The 24,879-nt window shown below is 37.5% G+C and carries 25 protein-coding genes; 1 reads left to right on the forward strand and 24 read right to left on the reverse strand.

Annotated features, from left to right (window positions below; translation table 11 throughout):
• The 19 genes from AC6QZF_RS09815 to AC6QZF_RS09905 all read right to left on the reverse strand — a co-directional run.
• Positions 1-512: hypothetical protein (locus AC6QZF_RS09815; RefSeq protein ID WP_499799707.1), on the reverse strand; the 512-nt coding region annotated here is incomplete at its 3' end.
• Between the two features lies 1 nt (position 513).
• Positions 514-1,017 (reverse strand): hypothetical protein, encoded by a 504-nt coding sequence (locus tag AC6QZF_RS09820; RefSeq protein WP_499799708.1) that lies wholly within the window; start codon positions 1,015-1,017, stop codon positions 514-516.
• Positions 1,014-1,562, reverse strand: coding sequence for a hypothetical protein (locus AC6QZF_RS09825; protein ID WP_499799709.1), 549 nt, complete (start codon positions 1,560-1,562; stop codon positions 1,014-1,016). Before AC6QZF_RS09825 ends, AC6QZF_RS09820 begins: the two co-directional genes overlap by 4 nt.
• Positions 1,552-1,896, reverse strand: coding sequence for a hypothetical protein (locus AC6QZF_RS09830; protein WP_499799710.1), 345 nt, complete (start codon positions 1,894-1,896; stop codon positions 1,552-1,554). The genes AC6QZF_RS09825 and AC6QZF_RS09830 overlap by 11 nt, the downstream gene beginning before the upstream one ends.
• 3 nt (positions 1,897-1,899) lie before the next feature.
• Positions 1,900-7,335 carry a hypothetical protein gene (locus tag AC6QZF_RS09835; RefSeq protein ID WP_499799711.1) on the reverse strand — a complete coding sequence of 1,812 codons (5,436 nt, stop codon included), beginning with the start codon at positions 7,333-7,335 and terminating at the stop codon, positions 1,900-1,902.
• 56 nt (positions 7,336-7,391) lie between these two features.
• On the reverse strand, positions 7,392-7,958 hold the full coding sequence (locus tag AC6QZF_RS09840; protein WP_499799712.1) for a hypothetical protein: 567 nt from the start codon (positions 7,956-7,958) through the stop codon (positions 7,392-7,394).
• A gap of 209 nt (positions 7,959-8,167) precedes the next feature.
• A complete protein-coding gene (locus AC6QZF_RS09845) occupies positions 8,168-8,923 on the reverse strand; it encodes a hypothetical protein (protein WP_499799713.1) in 756 nt (251 codons plus the stop codon).
• On the reverse strand, positions 8,920-9,669 hold the full coding sequence (locus AC6QZF_RS09850; protein WP_499799714.1) for a hypothetical protein: 750 nt from the start codon (positions 9,667-9,669) through the stop codon (positions 8,920-8,922). Before AC6QZF_RS09850 ends, AC6QZF_RS09845 begins: the two co-directional genes overlap by 4 nt.
• Complete coding sequence (locus AC6QZF_RS09855; RefSeq protein ID WP_499799715.1) at positions 9,666-10,334, reverse strand: hypothetical protein; 669 nt, start codon at positions 10,332-10,334, stop codon at positions 9,666-9,668. The genes AC6QZF_RS09850 and AC6QZF_RS09855 overlap by 4 nt, the downstream gene beginning before the upstream one ends.
• A complete protein-coding gene (locus AC6QZF_RS09860) occupies positions 10,331-11,041 on the reverse strand; it encodes a hypothetical protein (protein ID WP_499799716.1) in 711 nt (236 codons plus the stop codon). Before AC6QZF_RS09860 ends, AC6QZF_RS09855 begins: the two co-directional genes overlap by 4 nt.
• The gene (locus AC6QZF_RS09865) at positions 11,042-11,743 is read right to left on the reverse strand and encodes a hypothetical protein (RefSeq protein WP_499799717.1); all 702 of its coding nucleotides are present in this window, start codon (positions 11,741-11,743) and stop codon (positions 11,042-11,044) included.
• Position 11,744: 1 nt separating this feature from the next.
• The gene (locus tag AC6QZF_RS09870; RefSeq protein ID WP_499799718.1) at positions 11,745-12,263 is read right to left on the reverse strand and encodes a hypothetical protein; all 519 of its coding nucleotides are present in this window, start codon (positions 12,261-12,263) and stop codon (positions 11,745-11,747) included.
• A 10-nt stretch (positions 12,264-12,273) separates the two neighbouring features.
• Positions 12,274-12,642 (reverse strand): hypothetical protein, encoded by a 369-nt coding sequence (locus AC6QZF_RS09875; RefSeq protein ID WP_498367901.1) that lies wholly within the window; start codon positions 12,640-12,642, stop codon positions 12,274-12,276.
• 11 nt (positions 12,643-12,653) lie between these two features.
• Complete coding sequence (locus AC6QZF_RS09880; protein WP_499799719.1) at positions 12,654-13,163, reverse strand: hypothetical protein; 510 nt, start codon at positions 13,161-13,163, stop codon at positions 12,654-12,656.
• A 10-nt stretch (positions 13,164-13,173) separates the two neighbouring features.
• A complete protein-coding gene (locus AC6QZF_RS09885; RefSeq protein ID WP_499799720.1) occupies positions 13,174-14,475 on the reverse strand; it encodes an SU10 major capsid protein in 1,302 nt (433 codons plus the stop codon).
• Positions 14,476-14,493: 18 nt separating this feature from the next.
• Positions 14,494-15,381, reverse strand: a complete 888-nt coding sequence (locus tag AC6QZF_RS09890) for a hypothetical protein (protein ID WP_499799721.1) — start codon at positions 15,379-15,381, stop codon at positions 14,494-14,496.
• Positions 15,382-15,421: 40 nt separating this feature from the next.
• Positions 15,422-17,491 (reverse strand): portal protein, encoded by a 2,070-nt coding sequence (locus tag AC6QZF_RS09895; protein WP_499799722.1) that lies wholly within the window; start codon positions 17,489-17,491, stop codon positions 15,422-15,424.
• Between the two features lie 10 nt (positions 17,492-17,501).
• Positions 17,502-18,881, reverse strand: a complete 1,380-nt coding sequence (locus AC6QZF_RS09900; protein WP_499799723.1) for a phage terminase large subunit — start codon at positions 18,879-18,881, stop codon at positions 17,502-17,504.
• On the reverse strand, positions 18,868-19,146 hold the full coding sequence (locus AC6QZF_RS09905) for a hypothetical protein (RefSeq protein ID WP_499799724.1): 279 nt from the start codon (positions 19,144-19,146) through the stop codon (positions 18,868-18,870). Before AC6QZF_RS09905 ends, AC6QZF_RS09900 begins: the two co-directional genes overlap by 14 nt.
• Positions 19,147-19,235: 89 nt before the next feature.
• Between AC6QZF_RS09905 and AC6QZF_RS09910 the strand changes: the two genes are divergently transcribed.
• Positions 19,236-19,883 (forward strand): hypothetical protein, encoded by a 648-nt coding sequence (locus tag AC6QZF_RS09910; protein WP_499799725.1) that lies wholly within the window; start codon positions 19,236-19,238, stop codon positions 19,881-19,883.
• 16 nt (positions 19,884-19,899) lie between these two features.
• Here the strand turns inward: AC6QZF_RS09910 and AC6QZF_RS09915 are convergent, their stop codons facing one another.
• The 5 genes from AC6QZF_RS09915 to AC6QZF_RS09935 form a co-directional block, all read right to left on the reverse strand.
• Entirely contained in the window at positions 19,900-22,224 is a 2,325-nt protein-coding gene (locus AC6QZF_RS09915) for a DnaB-like helicase C-terminal domain-containing protein (RefSeq protein WP_499799726.1), read from the reverse strand.
• Entirely contained in the window at positions 22,225-23,388 is a 1,164-nt protein-coding gene (locus tag AC6QZF_RS09920) for a hypothetical protein (protein WP_499799727.1), read from the reverse strand.
• A gap of 3 nt (positions 23,389-23,391) precedes the next feature.
• Positions 23,392-23,721 (reverse strand): hypothetical protein, encoded by a 330-nt coding sequence (locus tag AC6QZF_RS09925; RefSeq protein WP_499799728.1) that lies wholly within the window; start codon positions 23,719-23,721, stop codon positions 23,392-23,394.
• Complete coding sequence (locus tag AC6QZF_RS09930; protein ID WP_499799729.1) at positions 23,702-24,538, reverse strand: MazG-like family protein; 837 nt, start codon at positions 24,536-24,538, stop codon at positions 23,702-23,704. Before AC6QZF_RS09930 ends, AC6QZF_RS09925 begins: the two co-directional genes overlap by 20 nt.
• On the reverse strand, positions 24,489-24,879 hold a 391-nt coding region (locus AC6QZF_RS09935; RefSeq protein ID WP_499799730.1), incomplete at its 5' end, for a hypothetical protein. The genes AC6QZF_RS09935 and AC6QZF_RS09930, both read right to left, overlap by 50 nt.

Genomic DNA, 24,879 nt, shown 5'->3' on the forward strand with positions numbered 1-24,879 from the left:
ATGTAAAATGTATTCGAATAATTCGTTATATACCGCGTTCCAAACACAGCCCATAAAAGCGGTGCGTATGTCGGGAGTGTGTAATTAGGATGCCTTTTCATCTCGAAACGTGTTATGTTCCCTGTTGCTCCGTAAATCCTTATCTTAAAAACCGTGTATTGTCCACCGTCTACGGGCTTGCCACTGCCAATCGTGTATTGATGTGCATAAGTAGTTCCACTTGCTCGATTTGTTTCTATCGTTCCATCGCCCCAGTCGATGCTATACGTCCCGTTATTTGCAACTGTTACTGCAAACGCAATTCCAACTCCGCCATCGCTAACAAGAAGGTTTATCTCATTGTCGTTTGCTTGCGAAATATCAATCCAATCTGGATGCGGTTGCCAGCCACCTTGACCAGCAGTCGCATCCACTTCTATAAGTCCATTTTGACCAATAGCCAATACCTTTGTCAAATCCGTTGTCTCCTCTAATTGACCACTCGCACCAATCCGAATGCCCTTGACACTCATACTACACCCTTACAATTGGCTCGTTCGGCTCAAATGTTAATTCTGTTGTTGATATGGCATAACCAATTGGCTGATATATCTGTCCCGCTGTTGTCGGTATCGTGGTTGTTACGCCTCCCGGAATCGTTGCCGATAAACAATAACGTGAACCTGCTGTTAATCCTGTCAAACCTGTTACTGTGCCTTCAAAATAAACAGTTGCAGAAGCGTTTGCCGATACCGGACTTAACACAAATCCGTGTGCCTGACGACCATTCGAAGCGTCTGCTTTGCGACACTTCACTGTCCCACTGTCGTCCCATAAATTCACCAAATCACCTGCACTCAACGCCTCGCTTGCCGTTATGCTTTTTGTTTCCGCACCAATACCGACAGGCATTAACGAACTATGTATCCTTCCGTCGCTACCTGTCGCTACGATTTTGTTTGCGTCGCCTGCCCCGGCGCTTGTGTTAATCGCAGTTGTCTCGGCTATGCCGTTTGTGTCAATACGCAAATATTTCATTGCTCTCTCCTGATTGCTTGTTGAACATTTACATATAAATAATTATCCCTTTCACCAAACCCGATAATTTGTGCAAAGCCAACCTCTGCCGGCTGCGTAGATAAACCTCCATCTTCGGCAAGCCAATATGTATTTCCTTTTGTTACATTTAAATCTATCTCACCTTGAATGCATACCATCAACTGCGTCCCAACGTCGCCCGCCTGAATTGTTACGCCAACCACTTTGTTGCAGTGCGTCAAATCACTTGCCTTTGCTTTGTAAACTTTGCCATCTATCAAAACAACAGGCAAACCTGCACTTAATACCTCGCCCGCCTCATAACGCCTTACAACCATCTCAGACTTATCAACTATGTTATCGTGATTTGCGTCGTAGTTTGATTTTTGCATATCTCCAATGCCACCAGATAGTGCTACTACTTGCATTGGCAAAACTTCCACGACAAGCGGATGGATATTTAACATAACCTTGCTTATTTGTGGAGTTGTGTTTACCTCTTGAACAATTATGTTTATTTTATCATAATTTAAACTAATCGACATTTGTATATCCCTCAATTACAGGTAGAATGTAATTAAATAACGCTATCGGCTTATTGTCTGAAATCATCAAAACATCTCCGTAGTATTTTTTATTTGCAGTTAATGTTCGCGTGATAGTTCTATCGAGCTCCATTATAAAACCATTATATACTAAACCGTTGCTTGTCTTTGTTATCTGCATATCTGCTACTTTACTACGTGTGTTATTTGATACATCAAATAGCGACGATGCAAACTCTACGTTCGTTAAGTCTATTCCGCTAACATCAAAACGCACCGCAAAGTGCGTATCCCGTTTTATAGGATAAAATTCTATATATCCCTCTTGAACCATATATTACCCCAAATATGTGTGAATATGCCTCCAATGTAAAGAAATAGCGTTTAATTGGCAATGTCTTTGTGTTTTTATATCTACTGCAAAAATCACCGGCTTGCCATATCTATCCTCTATTACATCTATGGCGTTTTGAATAAAAACAAAATCAGACTGTGGAACAAATGTAATTATATTTCTATGCGTTCCCGGTATTACTATCCCTCGTTCTCTATCAAACACATCGTCTGTTGGTGGATAGAAAAATTTTTGCAAATTTGTAAACAAATTTTCATTCCACCACTCAAATCTATCATCGTATCCATCGTATGGTTTTGAAACTAATCTAACTTCTATGTTTCCCTTTGAAAAGATATTTATTAATCCACGTCTAATTCGTTTGATGATTGTCTCGCTTTCAGCTGTAAAGAACTTACTCTTGAACTCGCAATCTATCGGAATTGGATATGCAAATGGGAATGTCGGACGTACACGATTAGCGTTAGGAAACGGCTGATAAAACTTACTGTTCTCCAACCAATCAAATACCATATCATAATCACTAATAGTATTTATATTAACCGTACCACCGCCAATAATAGTAAAGTTGTTCACGTTAATCACATCATCCGGATTAGTCCAATTCCCTCCAACACCACGCACACCAATAATTACAGCCGATTCTCCACCTCGTATTACATCTTGCGGTAAATTATACATCGTTTCTATGTATATACCAGACCAAGCGATACCCTGCTGTTTTGTCTGTCCGAATGGATCTGATGTGTATATACTTTCACCATAGCGTCTCGGGAATATATCGCCACTACGCAATTCGCCAATCGAATTGGTGTAATATAACCTAATTAATTGCCGCGCGTCAATTGTTTTAACCGCCAAAACGCCAGAGTTTTGCCCGTTTTGCACTAAATAAGTAGTCGGATAGGCAAATTTCGTAACGTAACCTTTTTCTAACGAAATTACGTAAATATGCCCTAAAATTTGACGCCTGTGCCTAATGGTGTTACCTAAATTTGTATCATTTACAGAAGTTGGATATGTATCAATTTGTTGTTCGTGATAAAACACTCTTTCGTTGATAGTATTCGTATCTAATGTATAACCTGTTTGCGATGCGTTGTTTATCCAATTGCCAAACAAATCAGCAGTAGTGTAAACTGTTGGCGCCATTGGTATGTTAAGATAAATCTCTTTTGTTTGCGGATTGTAAGCTGCAGAAGCATCCCTTATGAATTCTATTGGATTATGCAATAGTATGTATTGTAACTCTTCATTAAATAAACCGTCAGCCTGTTCTAACCGCATATTATTAAACTTCATAAACCCTTTTGCGGATAGAAAATATACGTCATTATCAACACGTATTAGCGTATTTGGTGCAATACATCCAATATCACTGCTTATTTCGTCGGTTCTACTGATTGGTGGTTCTTGTGCTTGCACAGCACTTCGGTGAATAGAATTCTCTTTAAAAATAAGCAAGTTGCCTTCTTGGGCTATTAATCCCGTAATTCTAACACCTCTATTGTCTCCACTACGATATTCTATAAAGCTGTTTAGCTTTATCCAGTCCGGCTGATAAGGCTCGCTCCATCGCACTCCATCCTCATAATGTTCTATCGATGGGTCTGTATTGCCTAATTGTTTTCCGGGCGGTTTGTTATCATCTACAAAGATGCCTTCGTCTTCTGGCTTGACACTTCCAAGATAAAAATATTGTCCGTTGTTAATTTGTCTGTAAACTTCCAACTCTTTAATGGTGTTGTCGTATCTTGATGGCAACCAGAAAAGAACGACAGCTTGCCTGTTGTTCGGACTTGCATTTATTTGAATTTGTGGTGTCTCGCGAAAACCTGACAACTGCTCAGCCTGATTGATGTAAACATATCTGTATTTAACATTAACTGGTTGCTGAAAGCCTTTGTTACCAACCCCACCTATAACTGCAAAATTAGTTATTTGTGCATAATTATTATTGCTTGTTGGCGTATGCAAACCAAAGCTACGTGGTGGTAGCGATTGATATACTTCCGTGAAGTTTCCATAATATACTCTTTCATTTAACGCAACGCAAAATCTTGAATATAATGCTCTTCGTAAACCATCGTATGTGTCTGGGTTATCAGAAAAATCTAAATTGTCATCGCTTACATCATCAAAAAAGTAAACTCCCTGAAACTCATTACCATCCTCATCGCGTGTGATTGGGTTGCCATTGCTATCTCGGCTTATCTTTAAATCTTTTACCAAACCAAAAGATAACGGATCCCAATCATTTCTATGTGTGGCTAATGTTCTGAATATCTTAATTCCACGAGCGCGCTGCGGAATATCTTGAGCTCCTATCTGTATGCCTAATCTTGGTGCTTTAAATAATAGCGACGACGGAAAATATGCAGTTAGTTGTTCTAAACCTACAAATCGTGTTCCGGGAAGATATGCATATATCTCAACATTATTTATTCTCGATTTGCCGTTTACTAAACTCATTGACGTTGCTGGTATGCTTTCTAATGCATTGGTGTGCACAATTCCGTTTTGCCAAAAATTCCAGCGCCATTCCACACCGTTAACTTCAGATACAAGCGTATGGTTGTTTAATGTATCACTTTCACGTATCCATGCCCTACACTGATCATATTCTCCGAGATACCAAACGCTACGATCATCTGTTAAGAGCTCTCCATCTGGTGTAAATACTTCCCTTAAATATTCCGCTAACAATATTCCACTATCTGTTTTTTTTGTTATTTGGATTTCTGCTGTTCCAGATAAAACCAATCTCGATATAGCCTCAGCTGGAACATCTGGCTTTGTTAATAAAAATGTGTCCAACGAATTCTCTGAAGCCCGTAACATCGTAATTGGAATAAGAGCATGCTTGTAATTTACTTTTGATTTTACATTAGCAAAGTATCTTGGCGTCCAATCATTTGGATCTTCTTTAAATATATTTGGTGCTGCTCCAGTTTGATAGTTTGCCTGTTCGTATATATCTGCTACCCATCTGTCTGGTATTATCGATGATACGCCAATTTGCTCGCTACCTACGTATTGTTCGCCAATGATACCTATATAACAATTTGTATCTATGCAGAACACATCGCTACTATAAACGTTTGCTTTTGCTAAAACTATTTCATTTACAGAAAAGCTTCCATAATCATCCCCATATGTTCGATACTCGTTTTTTAATGTAATTTGTCCCGGTACAATATAAGCTATATCAAAACTGAACGGTAACTCTTCCGTCATTCTATTTTTATATGGTAGCCTACAAAAACCATCATCCGTAAATAATGAATACTTAGTATAACGTCTTTTATCTGGGAATAACGGCAAAATCAAATTACTTATATTATACAGTCCGTATTTATATAAATTCTTATCTAATTGATTTCCAAGCTTAATTAATCCATTGTATCCATAATACTGGAATAAAAATGTATCATTTGTTAAAGCACTTTCTCTGTCTTTTGTAATCACATCAGCAACCAAGCCCCATTCAGCAAATATACCTTTTAGTTCAACCGACTTACCACAATTTAATAAAATAATTGCACCAAAATCAGCATAATCTTTCCAATCCCAATCATTTGATGGATCTATCACATTGCCATTATCATCATATCCTGTTGCCGTTTTAACTCCAAAACGGTGATTTAATCCACCGTAAAGCTTGTTTTTAAGGTCAAATACTGTGCGACCTAAACTGGTCAATCTATATGTACCATCCATACTTGCTACATATAATGATGGTCTCTTCACATTGCGTGTAAGTCTATAAAATGCTACCGAATCTGGTCCAAGATTGCGCCTATCCCAATAGTTGTGTTTAAGATAATCCACATTTGCTTTGCTTAAAACTTGCGGTCTGTTATACTGACCAAATCCAGCATCGTTTATATCCAGATCACTAACCGCACTCCATAATATATCTGGCACATTTAAATCTGCTGACGGTGCCGAATAAACTCCATCTCCAAAATCCCAAACAAATCTATATCGCCATATACCTAACGGAACTTGTCTGCCAAACTCATCTTTAACATTTAATTCTTTAATACGTGGAGCATTCGTTGTCTTTGTAAACATGCGGTCTAATTCACGTAAAAATGTAAATCCAAGTTGTTTACCGGAAGCAATATAATATGGTATTTCATACTCTTCCCATATATAAACGTCTGATATTTGATCTTCTTTTACTGTGCCATCCTCATCCACCCATTTTTGTCTATCAAATTCCAAATCTCCAAGTAAATCATCTACCTCACTTGGACCGTCAGCATTAGAAAAAATATGCGCATCTGCTCCATCGTAAACTTTCCAAGCAGTCTGAATGACATCTGGATTGCCATCTATATTTTGCAACCTTTGTAAACTTGCAATCACAGCTTGTGATCTTCTAAAATTGCCTAATGCTTGCTGATAATGACTTGCCTTTGGATATGCATCCTGATCTGCAAATTTTCCTTCACATAAAAAATTAGATACTTTTTGAATAATCTTAGGCAACTTAAATCTATACAAAGCCATGCCTTGTCTTACATTTGCATTCTCCTGTCCCGATTGATCACGTAAATCAATTCTTACAATATCTATATTGAACTCTTCCAAACAATTTGGTCTTATATGTAATGCATGTTGTTTTTGTTGATTGTTTCCTAACTGCTCGTCCGGTATGTATCTGTTGAACTCATCTTCAATAATCATGTCTCCGTTTATTTTATCGCAGACAATCATCTGATGCCTGTATTCTGTTGTTGAGATGTAATGACGTATCCAATGGTCTTCACGCCCGTTGTTAAACGTTGCAATGCTAACTGCATTTTGTGTATCTGGTGTAGCTTCTGGTAGTCTTCTGTTTGGTGCAAATAAACGTCTTTTGCTTTCATAACGTCCTTGTGGTCTCGTATCAACAGTCATATCAAAGTCGATTGCATCCGCCACATTTGCCACCAATTGATTGTTAGCTAACAATAAGTTCGCAAATCTGCCTGTTATCGGTGAGAATAAAAAAGTCATGTAATGGTTTTTTGTTTTCTCGCCCATTACATTATTGCGATATAACGGATCGTTATCTATTGCATTGAAGGTATTCTCATTAAACATCTGGTCAGCAACAAGACTACGTATCGCATAAACCATCAACCTATCTGTATCTATTGCATCCCAATGCTCGCTTAATACTAATTCGCCTATACCAACTATACCGTTGTTCTCAAAGAAACTTTCATTCGGTGGTAACTGCCCAAGGAACATTGGACGATGTTTCGAAAATAAACCATATATATATCCATTCCGAGTTACAAGTTTACCTACTTTTTCCATTCTGAAATTTAATATATCACGCGCTTGCGAATCCTTGATAAGTGTAGGAGCAATGGCTGCGTTTAGACCTTCAAATGCATTGATTTCAAATTTATTGTAACTCATCGGCTTACTCGCTCTGGACTATGCAATTTACCACTTTTTTTGCTAATTTCCAAACACTAACTATATGGAGCAAACATATAGGATGCGACACCCTCACGATAATATGTGGGCTTAGTTTCTATTGCCCTTTGTATTTCCGATTCAAAATTCTTTTGATATACAGCGTAATTTGCTGAACCTTTACTGCGTATAAAATCTGACAATGCATACTCTAAGAACGCTCTCTCGAATGGCTTTAATACGTCAGTTACAGAAGATGTTCTGAACATATTCATAAAATTAGGATCGTACGGAAACCACGCTGTCCATTGTGGAGAGTTTTGCGATATAGCATGTATATCAGGATAATACCATAACCACAATCGATCTCCGTCAAATTCTGGATACGTAATTAGCTCACGTTGCCATATCGTGCACATTCTTACTTGACTACCTCTGCCATCATATGCGCTTCGTTTGTGTGGTATCCGCATTCCATAGTCTGTTGGAGTTTCAAGATAACCACGTTCCCATTTATCTTTGTTACGATTAAACTGCCCAAATTCCTGCAATAAAAAAATCTCTTCGGTAAACCTACCGTTACCATCATCTATTAAATTTCTAACATCCTTTATTAACAACATGTCCTGCGGTACAATAAAAACGTTTTGTCCATTTACGTTTTGTCTGTTTAATACGACTGTTCGCTCGACATATAACGATTCCCGTTGAAAAATCTGCATACCTCGTGTAAACATACGCATGAAGGATAACTCTGTAACGTCTAATTTTTCAGTATAAACCTTCGCCTGATCTAAGAAATCGCTATATAATTCAGCAAAAGTGCTTGCCATTATGGTGCCTCCTGACTTGGTAATATCTCTATTGGCTGGTCTTTGCTAATCTTGTAGTTTGTCATTAACATGTTTTTATATTCGTTGAGTTCGGCTAACAATATATCTTTTATTTCTAAATATTCAACATCATTTAAACAATACAACACTGCCTGTTTAACAGCATATTCTTCCAAATCCGGGCTAAGAACTAATTCCTGTTCATCCCATTGGTCAAAATCTTGTAATGCAACGACAGCATATATTTCGACTGAAGCGTTCGATATATCAGTTGCACCAGCAGATAAATAGCAAATATTCCCGCCTGAACCTCTTACGTCAAACTGTTTTGTTTCTATTGCGTAAATCGGTCTATCGGATGTCGGCATATTAAAACAATGGCTCCTTACATTAAAGAATTCACGTTTATTAACTTTACGTGCTTCTCTGTAAACGAAACTATTTTGATCTTGCCTAACAAGCCATAACGTTGCTATATCTATATAATCGACCGGCAGAGGAAAACGCACAACGTTTATTTGAGTGTTTTGATAATATAAATGCGTATTCGAATCATCCTGATCCAAAGCAATGTTATTTAATTGAAAAACGTCTCTTCGTCCATACCTGCTCTCAAAAAGCCCAAGTGTTTCGACCTGAACATTACGACGAGCCTTGTTTATGTAATTTAAAATCAACGCATCGTTCAGCGTCCTTGTAATTCCAATGCGTTGCAATCTGAGCTTGACACTATCAATGTATTCTCTTGCCGTCATGATAACCTCGACTGTAACTCACCAGCCTCAGCTGGCGCAGGAACAAGTGGCACTTCTGGTGCGACAAACGATGCGAGATGGCGCTTTTCTGCATGTCTGCTTGACAAATATTGCTGTATAAAGATTGATTTTTGCGCTGTAATTTGTTGTAAGTATTTTGGCTTTTGTGCCATTGGTAATATACGCGTTACAACTTTTTCTAATGCCAACAATATCAACAACTCCTCAAATTCATATGGAATATTTAACATGCTGTTTGGATTAAATACGCGTACTGGAAACATATAACAATCTAATACACCACTCACATTTCCCTGCGTGGCATCGTTTGCATTCCAAAAATTGGTCGGATAAAGATATATTACATTCCCCCATATCATATAAACAGGATTGTCGTATGTACCCATATTCCAAAATTGCCTCATATCCCGATTAATAATCGAATACCATTCTCTAACATCAATCTTTCTCGCCTCTACATATGGTGGTTGCCCGTTTGCAGATAACAAAAGTCTAACAGGCTTAATAAAACGTGGGGATAAAAATTGCTGATTCGCAACAAGTATAGTAGTAAAGAATGCCCAATCTTTAATTGGATAAAAATTTATCATTATTTCTTCAAGTGCTTCATTTAGATAATAAGCAACTGTTAAATAGTCAATATTCTCCGCATTTCTATTTTCACCTAAACGCAATATTACTTCATCAAACAATTGCTGAACGGTGTATTTATTATATTGTATCATATCCTAAGACCTTGAATTGGTAATTTCTCGCCAGCTTTTGTATTAAACGATGCGCCGCGTTCCATTTCGCCAACATCAATATTGTTTGCTAATTCAGCTGCTAACAACACTACTTCCGGATGATACTCTTCCGGTAAGCTCAAACCGACTGGTGGTCCACCATTAGATGCCAATCCATTTACTTGATAATCATATAATGGAGGCACCTGTATATACAACACATTGCATGTCGCATTACCTTGCGGGTCTGAAAACAATACTTGCGTTACATAATTACCATTTGCATCCTGCGTTTTGTAATACGTCCAATAAACACTGCGTGGCATTGGAGTATTGTAAATTACACCAGGACTGTTATAGTTTATAAAAACATCATACGTTATATATTCCGCTACCCAACTCAATATATCTGTATCACCATTCACAGTAACACGTGCTGCTCGCGGATATAGTAATGGTGCTGATAATACTCCATTGTTTGGTAAATTTGTATCGTACACATACAACGGTCTTAATGCACGTTCGTCATCAAGACCGTGATATTTATCTATTAGTGTCATTTGTGCTTGATTGATAATACTGTTTATTGCCGGATACGTGAAATACCACAACAATCCATCATCAAGCAACATCCGAACCGAATGCAATACTTCCGCAGCTGTCATTTCATAATATCAAATAGTTTTTTAACCCAACCTCCAGATTTAGATTTAGGTACGGCATGGTTAGAACGCTGTATTTTTATAATGCGTTTAACCGGGCGCCCATTCTCTGATTCGTATATCTCTTCAACTTCTTCTATGTTAGTTTCCGGTTCCTCGCCAAATCGACGTTTGGTCGCTTCTCCTGTTGGGGGCAATCCTTTTACTGCTTTTTTGTATGGACGATTTGCTTCATCTACTCGCAAGGTATCTTCTTGCGAATCGGGTGCTTGCCTTTGAAATCCTTTTTTCATTATGCGTTTTATAGAGTTGTCATACTCCATTTCCTTCTCTGGCATCGCAGCTCGCATACCGCGATCATCCTGTTTGTCATCATTCATCCAGCTTGGCATTCCAAGTGAGCTGTGTTGTTCAATTAAGTTTTTAAAAATCTGTTTTGGCGACAATGCGTCTTCCACATCTTCGTTTAGTATATGTGTGCCCATTTCATTTTGCATGTCGTCTGCATCGTTATCTTCTTGCGGTGCCTGATGATTTGGCTTTGGCAACTTCTTTTTTTTCCCCACCATTTTTTCTGGCGATAAAAGTGATTCATCGGTCTCGTCTTCTTGTTGTTCTGCTGGGAATTTAGGTGCCTTATGATATTTTGAATAACGATACGGCAATGGCATAATGCCTTTTTCTTCGTAACGGAAACCTCTCTTTTTCATTTAACTCTCCTGCTGTTTTAATAACGAATCCATAATTGCTTTTGCAATATCTAAATCTTTTAATAAACTCACTAACCTTTTAGGAAATATGCTATAATAACTAAATATATGCTTCATAAATTTAAAATCACGTTGTGTTTGTATTTCCTTAAATCCAAGCAATACTGCTGCGTGCGTTGCAATAATATCTGTATATATATACATATCAAAATCCTGAACATTAAAATCCGGACGATTAATGTTATCCCCCAAAGATGTCAAACCAATATATGAAGGCTTCCTAAAATAATTTAATATAACACCTGTATTCGTATTATTGCCTAATATACCACGATATTGATTGCCCACTATAAATACACCTGCAACATTAGAATTTCTAAATACCTCCGCTGTCGCACCTTGATACACACGTGCTACAACCTGAAACTGATTAGTTCCAACCATTGCTGAAACATAATGCAAATAGTTGTTTGGTAATGGTATCCATCCTGTAGCAGGCGGTGTTACAAAACCTGTTGTAACATTCAAACCAGCCAACAAATAACTCAATCCAAGTCTGAGAGATGCATTCACAAATATTGCCTGCGCATTATTTAAAGCTAACGCAATCTCCATATCGCTCCAGAACAAACCCTGATCCGCCGGAGATTGCGTATCTCTTAAAATTAGACGAACTCTATTTGCAAGCACATCCCCATTCATTCTACATCACCGGTGGTTGTGGCATAAAAACTCCCCCACCTACACCCTGAGCATCCGGTTGTCCTCCACCCGCTCCCGGTGGCATACCCGGTGGCATACCCGGCGGTATGCCTTGACCACCTACACCCTGAGCATCCGGCTGTCCTCCACCCGCTCCCGGTGGCATACCCGGTGGTTGCGATGGACCAAGTGCAGCCGCGCTCCCGCTCAATATATTCATTAAATCAGCTGGTGCCTGAATTGTCGGTGATGCCTGTTGTTGCATGGATTGATCCATTACTTTCATTTTATTTTCCAGAATACGTTGCTGCAAATCAATCTTTGCTACCAGATCCATAAGTGCCTGTTTGCTGGTTTCAATTTGCTGTTGTAGCAACATTTGCGACATCAATCCTTGCGACAACTCTTTTTCTTTTTGATTTTGTCGCACCGTTACAACAGCACGATTGTATTCTTCACTACGTTTGTTTTTGGCTACATCTTTTGTTGCCGAGACATCTTTTCGTGTCTTAGTAACCATATGTTACTCCTTACTCGTATTCTTCTGGATCTCTGGTTATATATTTTTTATCGTTTTCAAATTTCTGCTTAATATGTTGCGGGAAATCATTTTCAAATAGTTCGATGTTATATGCAGGATGATCTCGTAAGTATTCGATACATTTATCAACATTTGTTCGAAATATGTTGTTTTTAAACTGTACGTATTCATTCTCTGTGATAAAAAACATTGCTTCTTTTTTCAAAGATAAAAATACAACCTGTTTCTTATCACCCTCCATCCATTCAGCTATATGCTTGCGAAGAATACCTGGTCGTCGCGAATCGACCTGCTTCACGACGACCTCGATATTTTTATCTGTTTGTCTTACACTTTCAATCTCTGTTAATTTAGCCATTTGTTATCCCTTTATGATTTACGAATATAACCAACACCATTTTCATCAAGAGTATTACGTGGCTCGTAACCACCTTTGTCCCATCTATGGTAACCAGTAACTTCATCGCCAACAAGTAAATGTTGTAGTTTAAACGCTTCTTCCCTCATATCGTTGTAATCATTCGTTTCGAATGTTAATGCTATTTTACCGGTACCACTAAGTTTTGTTTTATCTTCTACAAATACTTTTTGGCTTGCAACGTACTTTTTGCCATTGTAAATTACCTCGCCCTGAACGACCTCATACCATCTGTTATCCGTTATTTGGTCGGAGTCTGTTTCTAAGATTGGTGCTTCGACAAACAATACACCTAAACCATATTTCGCATCTCCTGTAAGGTCAGGAAATACCTTTTGCAGATCCGATGTATCTATCGTCTTGCCACTGCCTAATTCCAATACGCCTTGTGTAAAACGATATTTGGATTTCCCTTTGTTTGTGTATAAAGCCAAGTTGGCATGTCTTGATGCGTATCTCATTTTATACCTCTTATATAGTTCTTAACATTGCATTTGCTTGTTCGATATGCCATGCGATAGTCCCTTGCCATTCGACCATCAATTTAACATCACGATCGTCTGGCGAGCTATACATTTTAGTTGTGAAATCTTTCACAATACGTTGTTCCATTTCTGCTGGATCGATAACAAAGCACCAGTTTTCAAGTGCTGTGTTTTGCTGTAATAATTCACTACGTACAAGTTTAATTTCAAACCCACCTGGTAATACGTATGTATCTAAATCTAATCCGGCTTTTTTATCGCTTGGCGCTGCTCCATCCATGCGTCTGAAATTACCAAACGCATCATTGAACCTCATTAAGAAACGCCCTCCACATATACCGATTTTCTTTTGCCCATTCGGGTTGTAGCGGAATGCCATATCAAAACAGAAATTCTTAAACAACGCCTCAAAATCATCCGTCGAATCTGGATTATAATAAGCTACATTAGTTTGTATCGCATTGTATAATCCACGCATGTGTCGTTTTGGTCTTCCCGGAATTGTGCCATCAAATGCTCTTTCGCCCCACATCATCGAGTGTTCAACGCTCAACTTAAATTCTCTAATCATCTCGTTTTGCTGGAAATTCCAATCTGGTGTAGTTCCCTTCGTTGCGATGAATGTTTTTTGATCCTCTGTCATTTGTAAAACAGCTTCTTTGTGCTCCACAAAGTTACAGTCATAGTAGTAATCGCGCTGTAACGGCATTGCCTCGATGCGTTGCGATTCGTAAATCGTTCTACCGAGAAATATTACATCACCAGTGCTGAATGCTGTAAATAGCACAGGTTCGATTGTTCTAACAATTACACATCCAGCTTCACAGGTTCTTGAAACGCCTGTTCCAACGTTTGTTAATGTTGATGGCAACTCATATACAGATTGATTATCCACACTTCGTGTCATCGAAGCATCTGGCGTCATCACAACTTCTACCACTTGACCTGTTGGAACAATAAAGAATTTATCCTGCGGATAATATGGCATTGTGCTCTTGACATCTGGACGCGATGGCTGTGTGAGACGCAATTTTGCAAAACGAGCCCATTGTCCAGTTCCAACAACTACCTCATTACAAAAGTCAAAATGATTGAAAACGTCGTATTGGATTGTTTGCACTCTATGGCTTTTTGGCTTTGCACCACGTCCCATATACTGTCCTAATGTAATAAGTGGCGTTGCGTTCGGTTCGAGAACACGTATCTTTTGCGAAAAATCTTCTTCTAATGCTCTCGGATTGATTGTTGTCGAAGTTCTTACTCCGGGTCTTACAATGTTTCTATACATGTTTTACTCCATTTAATATTACAAATCCATTAATCTCTTTAATCTTTCACTTTTCGACAACCCGTCTATAACCTCACGTGTCGATTGCTGACCTTTAACTGTTCGTCCGGTTGGCTGTATTTTTGGTAGAAGTTGCTGTTTTACTAATTGTTTTGTGCTGCCACTTCGTCTTTGTTTATGACCTAATGATGCGGATAGCACAATTCTCGCTTGCTCTGGTGTCATTATTACAGATTTAAAATCTACACCAGGATATAATGTTTTTAAGTTCTTCGCTATCGCTTTTATGTCTTCTTGCGAGAGTTCATCTCCACTCATGCCAAGTTCGTTTAAAGCATTTTCAAGCGCATTGTTATTTACATTGTAAATATAAGCCATTCTTGATTGCTGTTCGATCTGTTGTTGTTTATTCAACAACTCCTGTACTTTCGGACCAAGCTCGCTAAGTATTTTTTTAAGAGCTCTGTCGGCTTCTTTTTTAGCGTAATAGCGAACTTCTTCTTCGTATGTTTCAAATTCTGGTGGCTGTTCATCGTCGTCATCCACCGTGTAATGCTGCATGCCTTGATTTGCATAATAATTACGTATAACATCATGCAGTTCTGGATGTCGTTGCAAGAACAATCCATCAACAATTTGGTCGGTAGTGTAACCATAGCTGCGATAGGTCATTATATCTCGCAACTCATCATCTTTGCCAAGTAGATCTATAATCGGTTTATATCGCGACAGATCTTCTTGTTCGTCTTCTTGTTCTTGCTCTTCTTCTACATTTTCTTCCTCCTCGTATTCTTCTGCATACTCATGCTCCTCTTCGTACTCTACATTTTCATCTGATGCAACGTCTTCTTGCATTTCATCTTCGAACAATGTTCCTTCTTGTTCGATACCATACTCTAAATTCATAATCCTTCCTCTTGATAATACATAATATAATTAATACTTTTTACATTTGCAAGTTAAAATTTTGTTGGTCTTGGCTTCCATTCTGCTGCGCTAATTGCATAAGAAGTGCATCCTTCATTTGTTCCTCTTGTGCTTTCTGCTGCATTTTTTGTAAATTCTTCATTTTTGTTTGCACCTCTTTTGCTTGACGCTTGATGTCTTCGCTTGCTGTAGCAAGTTGTTCACCGAGACGCTTAGCATCTTTCATTGTTTGTTTTTTGAGTTCTCGTTCTACTTGCAGAGCGAGTTTTTGTTCTTCGGCATCTTTCGCTTTCATCTCTATGTATTTTGTGTAGAATGTTAATTGTTGTCTGATTTCGTTTTTCTTTGTTTCTGGAATAGACGAATATTCAAGTAGTATAGACATCGCAATTTCTGGTGGCAACTGCATCAAATTAGACAATTGTAGCATTTGTTGGAAATAGCGTTCACGCATTGTTTCCGATTTGATTGCTTCATCGATTATTATATCGACTTTTGCATCTTCGAGCGTATCTAATAATTCATTTTTTAAATTTACATATTGCACATCTTTGTCGTCTCCTATAATTCTGATAATTTGTCGTGGCGTCATAAAGTTTTTGATATACCAAACAATACGCTCTGTAAGTTTTAATCTCCAAAAACGTAATGCATCGAACAATGGTAATTTCGCAACACCGCCTTGTTCAGCCCTTGCTATAACAGCACGTCCACTTTCCGCAGCACTTTCTGTTAATCCAAGTGAGTTGCGACCACCTGCGTAATCCTGCATACGTCCAATGCCAAACTCTATATTTTGGAATATCTGTGGATTTACAGGATTGTTAGGTATTGAGTTAATTGCACCATGTGTCATCACAGGTATAACAGGAACCGTCTTCGATATTTCACGTCTAACAGCCTCCACATCCCAACCGCGTCTCAACAATGATTCCATTACCGTAACAACGTTTTTGTGTGAAGCACCTAAGATGTAATCCCATTGACTAAATGAACGATTTATTAAGATTTGTGGATAGATAAGCGCTTCAACAAACGACTGAAACTCGCCGTGAGAAAAATTGGGGAAATACGCAACGAACGGGAAGTCTGGTAAAATCGTTATCTCGTTAATAACCAACAAGTCTCCAACTACAACAGTTTGCTTTATTTGATCCTGTTCTGCTGTCCCTATAAAAACTTTATGGGTACCATCATCGTTGATTATAGATATTCCCTCATCGCTATATGCCTCAACCAATCCATCTAAGTAATCCTCAGCCTCTTTACGCGTATTGAATTTCTGTATGTCTCCACGAATATCATCTATCACGTAATATTTGTAAACTTTAACTCTTTCATAATGAATTATTTCCTCAACAATTTCTCTATCACGGCTGTTATATGGATTTGTCTTTCCGTAAACACGTTCTTGGTGATATGTCGGATAATTTGCATAAGCCGGATACGTTTCTGCGACAGGATGCAAATCATCAATGTCTTTTTCTATCCAAGGGTATTTTTCCTTAGCTTCGGCTTTTGTTATATATGAACGACGCGCCATCCATCTGGCATCGCTCAAATCTCTCTTTTTCGCATTTAGATCGTAATAGACTTCGTTATATGGAACCACTTCAACCTTTGGATAGCCATACATTACGTCTTCATTACTCCAGTATACGCAAGCCCATCCAACGTTACCAATAATACCATCTTTAAACACTTCCGTTTCTATGTAGTCTAAATCATTTACTTGCGAGACCCATTTAACCAAATGTGTCAATAATTCAGCTGCTTGTTGATCTCCCGGTTCGCGTCCAACTGCTTTAACATCTAATCGTGTTTGCATTTGCACACCAACCAGATGATCAACTTTATGTTTTATTTCGTTTAATACATATGGAATGCGTTTCTGTCTTTCGTGCGCTTCAATTTCTTCTTCACTCCATTGACGACCATAATAGAAATCGTAATTTCTTCTTGCTGCTGCATTTATATCGTCAAACACATTTTTAACTTGTTCTATATCGTTTCGCACAGCCGATATAACATCGTTATCATCTTCGTGTTTTAATAATTCAAGCTGCACAACAGGTTCTATTTTAAACATAAGACCACCGTTAATATTCTGCGTAACTAAACATATCTACCCACTCTTTATGCGTAATTCTTTCTCCTCTTTGTGTTATTTGTTTCACATGATAGACAACAGGCTCATCATGATCTACAACAGGATAACCAAAACCACTGACAACGGCATAACGCAATGCATCCGCATAGTCATCTTCCATTCTCGTATCCAAATCTTCTTTTGCTCCTCTTCCGTATGATGTGTATTTCAGAGATGGTAATGTGGTAATCAATCCAGGACACACGTCAAATATTTTCATTTTATCCATCATCCATGCCTTTAATATACGCCAGCCACTAACTCTGTCGTTTATCGCACGCACTACCGGTATCCCGGCTTCAAGCATCATCATTGCCGGTGATCTGTCATCATCGTATTTTTTCTGGTTACCCCAAGCCGATGGATCTAAAAATACTATTATGTTATCATCGTCTTTTAATAAATCTCTCAAATCATATATATACTGAACAATTGAACCCACCGCAGAGTATTCTTTATACACAAACAGCTCTTGTGTGTCTGGATTTTGCGCCACCCATACTGCTACTGTTGGGTGTTTTTCTGTGAAACCAATATCCATTCCTACTGCACGCTTCCAATCTTTTGGTATCTCGAATGGCGATATAACGTTCTTTTCAACAGAGAATTCAGAAAAGAACATTCCTTCAAACACATCCCAATTGCCGTTATACCAAGCTTCAAATAAATGTTCTGGCAAAGATTTAAGATTATTTACATACTCATCGCCTATATATTTATTATCGGACACGTGACTCTGAATAAAAATAAATTTATCTTTTATTTCCAATTCACCTTCTGTCCACAAGTTGTAGTCTGGTCTGATAAATCTCGTTTTAAAATATCTGTCCGAAACTCCACCTGGATTGCCTGTCATCAATACTGTTGGTATAAAATTTTTTTGTATAACGTTCCGACGTAACGAACCGTATAATTTAAATAATACGCTTTCTGTAAAATTTGGCGCTTCGTCTATAATAAGGAGTTGATATTCTATACCTTGAACTTTCTTTGTGTCATTTTCATTTTCAATAGCCTTAAAGATAATACGAGAACCGTTATCAAAAACTGCTACCTTATCTACAACTCTGTATTTATATTTGAATATATGTTCTGGATATTTTTGCGTCAGTGGAACAACAAAATTTTCTAATAACTCTGGCATTGTGTGTCTCACTATCATTATGCGGAGACCAGGATAACGCTTTGCTGATAATACAGCAACCGCCAAAGCAAGATGCGTCTTACCACCACCACGACTTCCACCGAAAAAAATTCTATAACCACGTCCTATGTATTTCGCGGCTTGTAGCTGTTTGTCTTGCAACTTTATATAATCACTCAACTTCATTAATTACATCTCCGAGATCATCCAATAGATCGTCTTGTGTAGTTGTTGAGTTTTTACGTGCTAATAGGTATTTTTGCATACCTACAATTGAATTAAATGCTTTTATTGTTAAATTTGGATCTTCGTTTGATTTTATTAAATTTCGTAATGATACGAGACTCTCCCCGATGATTATGTCCCCTGCCATCATTAAATCATCCACCGTTATGTTTTCTGGTAACGGTAACGCAAGATTCTTTTTAATATGCCTAGACAGATCGCTCATAATGCAAAGATAATTATTAATTTTGAATTTTACAAATATTTTTATATATTGCTCTACAATTTTACATGTTCAACGATTAAAGGTAACATATGGACATCTCGCATAAGCTACATTGGAATTGGAAACAACTTGTTACAATTCAAGATGCAATTACAATATTAAAAACATTATCTCCTTTTACGGAACACTTAGAAGACTTTATCAAATACAAACCTTCACCTAAAAGTAGAAGACGCAAGTTTTTAAACTTCTATCAAATATCCAAACTAATATCCGCTCTTTTTACATTACGAATATATTTAATGGTGCATCATGGCAAGGGATGGACAATTGTAAATAAAAACGAATACAATACACCAATAGATAGCGAACATACGTTATCCGTTTGGCACAACGAATTATTAGATTTTGTAGCAATACCGGTAATGTTACATCGCCTAATAACAAGCGATGAATACCAGCAACTACTACAACGTGCAGACTATGTTAGACTAAAATTATATCCATATGATGGGGAATGGGTGGAGGTGGATAACAAAACACCATATTTGAGATTTTTGCAGACAATTAAGGGTAAACTTTACATACGTCGCAGCAAAAAACAACCTAAACATATAGTAGAAGATTTTACCAATTTAATTAAATCATTTGGATTTCGAGTGGGCAAACGTGGCGATACCTTGTACTTTCATTCGTTTGTCAAAGTGCCACGCAAAAAAAAAGGGACGTCAGATTGACATCCCACTTTAACTTTTAAAAACTTGCATCTTCATATTGGTATAAGTTTTTAAATGTAGCTGTCTCTTTGTCGTAACATAGCCTTACGGAACCCGTTGCGCCGTTACGTTGCTTTGCTACAATCACTTCGCAAGTGTTTGCCGTTGATTGTCCGTCTTCGTAATGCCGTATATCGTAATATTCAGGGCGATACAGAAGCATTATAATATCGCTGTCTTGTTCTATGCTGTTGTGGGCTACAAAATGATTGGCTATAAAGTTATGGTATCTTGGAACCTCTATATCGAATACTTCTGCGTATCCGCTATCGTTGATGGATTTAATTGGCACAAAAATAAAGTGAGGTGAATTCGTTGTCGTAAATTGAGGGTCTGCAAAATGTTCGCTTTCTATGTTGTTGTATATGCGATTAAGTTGTTCTTGCATTTTTTCATCGCTGATTGTAAATGTTTCTATAAAATTTCTGATTGACGACTTATCGGTAATATACAGCGTAAACACAAGCGAGTTAATTTTACGTTGCTCTAATTCTGCATAAACTCCAAACTGCAAGAGGAAGGATGATACACATACTGCAACATTCCTGTCTTTGAATTCCATTTTTATAAATACTGATGGCTGTTCATCAAACAGTCCACGTCCAACATCGCCGCATACTTCAAACACTGTTTCTATGAACTTCTTCTTTTTACTTAATTCCATTGTATGGAATTCAAGTGGAATGCGAATAAATTTAAGTTTGTCGATAATACGATAACGTCTCAAAATATAATCCCAAGCATTCAATTTTTCTATTGTTGAAGCTGCTTTATAGAAATCCGATGGTAAATCGTATGTTGTCTTTGTGTTATACTTAGCCATATAAACTGCGAGCAAAACTATATCATTGTCCGGAAAATCTGTTTCTATTATTGGTTGCTGTGTATTGAGTAACACGTAATCAGATATAGAAAGTTGGTCTAATCTTTTCCATCCATTTACAGTATAAAAACGATGATTTGCTGTTGCCTTGATTTCTGAACCGTTATGCAGTGTAATCTTATACACTTTTTTTGTGCCTGTTGAAAAACACTTTTTATAGTTTTGCGCAACGTCAGAAAAACCATCATCCGTTATGTTGCAGCACTTTATTGTTACATCTTCTGTATCACATAATGATTTGATTGGCTTACATCCCTTGTGTGTTAATATCAACGTATCTGCTGATAGACAACCACTTTCGCGTAGATCTGATAATTGCGGACGTTTATTTGGACGGTGTTCCACTTCGCGATTTAATTGTGCCATAATTATAGCTGGCAGTTTATATTCACGTGCGATATTTTTAACACCGAGACTAAGTTCAGCTATTTCACGTTCACGTGTTTGTGCCTTATTTGCTTTCATTAATTGAAGATAATCAACAATAATCATATTTACTCCATATTTTTGCATATAATGTCTTGTTTTAACTTTTAATGTCGCAAGATCAATTCCTTCTTTGTCATCAATAATAATATTATATTGCGATGGTATTTGTTCTAATGCTGTCGTTACTTTTGCTAATTCTTCGTCTGTAAGGTATCCGTTAATGATTTTGCTTAACTGTATTCCGGTTCGGTTTGCAACAAGACGCATGAAAATGGTCTCCTTATCCATTTCAAGCGAAAAGAATGCCACGTTATGCTTGCGTGCTGCGTTCATTGCCAAAGACAATCCAAACGAAGTCTTTCCCATACCAGGTCGTCCTGCAAGCGTTATTAACTGTCCAGCTTTCAAACCTCCCGTGATACGATCTAAATCCGCAAATCCGGTTGGGATGCCATAGTATTCTCCAATACGTGCGTAATGAACCGCGCGTCCTATAATCTCTCGTGTTGTCTTTGCGATTGATTTTGTATCTACATCATTGTCAGAAATAACATTGCGCAATACGTTTGATGTATGGGCATGCAAGTCGCTAATTATATCAAAACCACTTTTATTTGCATCGTTATGCAATTGTTGTGTAAATAGGTAAATTTGTCTTTTTATAAAATAATCTTTGACTTTTATTGCTATTGATGCTGCATCGTCTTCAATATATGCTCTGCCTATGTTTTCAAACAGCTGTTTCAGCACTTTTGCTGATGTAATATTTTTCTTTACTTCCTCGTAAACTGTTATGTGATTAATCGGGCTGCCGTCTAAGTATAACTTTTTTATAACGTTAAAGACGTTCTGATGTTGTGCGTTGTAAAAATACGTTTCTTCACCATCTAAAACAGTCAAGACAGCTTCTACATTAGAATATCCGCCGTTAATCATCAAATACAGCAGTGCCCTTTCGAGGACATAAGAGTACATCTGCATACTCGTCATTTATTGCTCCAGTTTGAGGACACTCACATACAACCATTCTGGTTCCGCATCTGAACTTACAAATACAAGATTTGCGCGATTTCGTGTTTTCCCTATGATAACGGAATTATTTATCGTGCTACTTCGTATAGACTTTGCGATACTAATAAAATGAAAAGGATTAATACATATGCGTTCTTTTGTTGTTTCTACTTCGTTCATTATTGTAGCTTCTGCCATAACCTCTTCGGAAGAACCAACGGACAACAATTTTGTATCGAACTGATGAATATCAAAGATAAGTTTTGCTGCAGCTCGTTCTGACTCTTTCTGTATACTACCCGGCGAATACATATTAAACACTTTGTTCATACTATCGATTTTTTCTGTGATGTTATGTGCGTCATATTGTGCTTTCCATATGATTTCGTCTGGTAGTAATGGTTTGTAGTTAGGGAACTCTTCTGCTATACCAAAAAACTCAATGGTAATATTCTCCGATTGTGCCACAACTTTTCTTACTGCATTCTCATTATCTTTAACAAAATACATCGCAATTTCATCCCCAAGAGACATCAGAACATTTACGGCTACTTCTGGTATGTTTAAATTTAGTTCGTCTTCATATTCAACTTTTGATTCATATGTTGCTAATCTAAAAGAGTCTGTCGCACAGAATTTTATCACACCATCCTTGATTTCCATGTTTACGCACTGCATACTAATACGATATTCATCTTTCGACAGAAACGGCTTCAATCGCTTTAATATATTCCGTAGTTCACCATTCCGAAATACCAACGGCTTTGTGTTTTCCGGCACGCGTATCGATGGCTCCTCGAATTCAGATGGGTCAAGCGAACGCAGCTTGTAGCTAACACCATCGAGTGTTACGGATACAACCTTTGACGATTCATCAAAGGCATCAATCGTAAACAACTTTGCTTTTGCTCCATTTACTAACGGAGATAAAATATTCACATCAAAAGCAAGCACAAGCTTACAACCACTCGGTTGAATTTCGCATGAATAAATCTGCGTCATTAGATCCGCATCAAAGACCTTAACCGATAAGGTATCGTTATCAATCGACAAATACAACGGAGTGGCGCGCACTTTATTCGCCATTTTGCTCCCATTTTTAACAGCTTCCTTTAAAATACTAAAATCAAATTGCACTAACATACTTTACCTCTTTTCATAAATTAAACAATATATTAATACCAGATATGCAATCATATCGGTAAATTTTTCCTTAATCAAATCGTGGCTGTTTAAAATTTTCTCATTGTTATCGATGAAGATTTTTTTCATCAAGTCCACGATAGAAGTGTAATGTTTTGTTGCGTATAACCATGCAACGAGTTCTGGTTCATATCCTGTTAAGAATGATGCGTCTTTAAAGTTTGACAGTGCGTCTTCTTCTGATGCGTATTCTTTGTTTTTATGGTCAAACATTTTAGATTCGACAATATCCATCAATGTGCGATAATGCTTTTTAACTTCTTGCAATTTCATATGTTTGCTCCAATGTGTTCAACATTGTTTTTACTTCATTAACTTGGAGATTGGTGAGTGGTTTAAAGCGTGTTGTTTCAATGTAGTCCTCAACTGCTTGCTGTGTTTTGGGGGTTAGAAGCAGAGTTTCGGCGAGTTTACATCTGACTGAGGTGACACACATGTTTAGCACTTCACCAATCTCCTTGTATGTATATTGAAATCTTCTTGCTGCGTAATAGAATGCGTTTAAATCTTCGAATGTTTCTTTTAGTATTTTCAACGGTGGAATAACGTGGTATTTGTGTATATCGCTCAGATTACGCATTAGGTAAGTGATTCTACCTTGTTTGCATTCGAAGAATGTTGCTATTTCGAATGGTCGTATTCCGTTACAAAGTGCGTTAGATAGCAACAATCCGTATTTGTTTTTTTCTGTTGTTTGTTGTATTCGTGGCTTTAATTGCTTATCGACGTTAAAAATTTTACACAGGAATTCAAGTATAACGAACTTATCTTCAAGCGTTTTCGGAATAAATTTAACAAACACTCCATTTTGCATAAATCCTTGCCTGTGTTTAATTTTCTCATACGCAACAGACAAGCAGTTCGTTAGCGTGGTGTTAAACATCTTCGCCAGAATACATAGCGTAACCGTAACATCTCCGATTGCATCTACAATAGCGTCGTAGTCATCCAACTCAATAGCTTCCTTTAATTCTTCAATTTCTTCAAGTGTTTTTGAGAATTGTTTTTGCGGATTCGATTGTGCAAAAATGTTTCTGGCTTCAGCCCAATCGATTACTTTCCTTTCGAGCAACTCTCTGTTTTTTAACATACTTTCTCCTTGATTTGAAGTTACAATAATACAAAACAGTTGTAATAAACTCGTCTGGAATGTAAGTCGTTCCTTGAAGAACAATAAGCGGAACAACCCCAAGAGCACCAAGACGTAAAATTCGCGACCTGTGAATTCTATACAACACAGAAACATCGTGAAGTTTCGTGAGACCTTGTGTCAAATGGTTATTTAATTTACGTTTCCTCATTGTTCCCCCAAGACACACAACAAAAATAAAACGTTTCTTTTTCTTTTCAAAATGTTTTTTTGTTTCTGAACGTTTTTTAATCAAAAAACAAAAAAACGCACATAAATCGATTTTAAGGCACGTTTTTTTT

It is taken from the genome of Eximiradius sp. (assembly GCA_937127445.1).
In the GTDB taxonomy this organism is placed as follows: domain Bacteria; phylum Bacteroidota; class Ignavibacteria; order Kapaibacteriales; family UBA2268; genus JAKIZO01.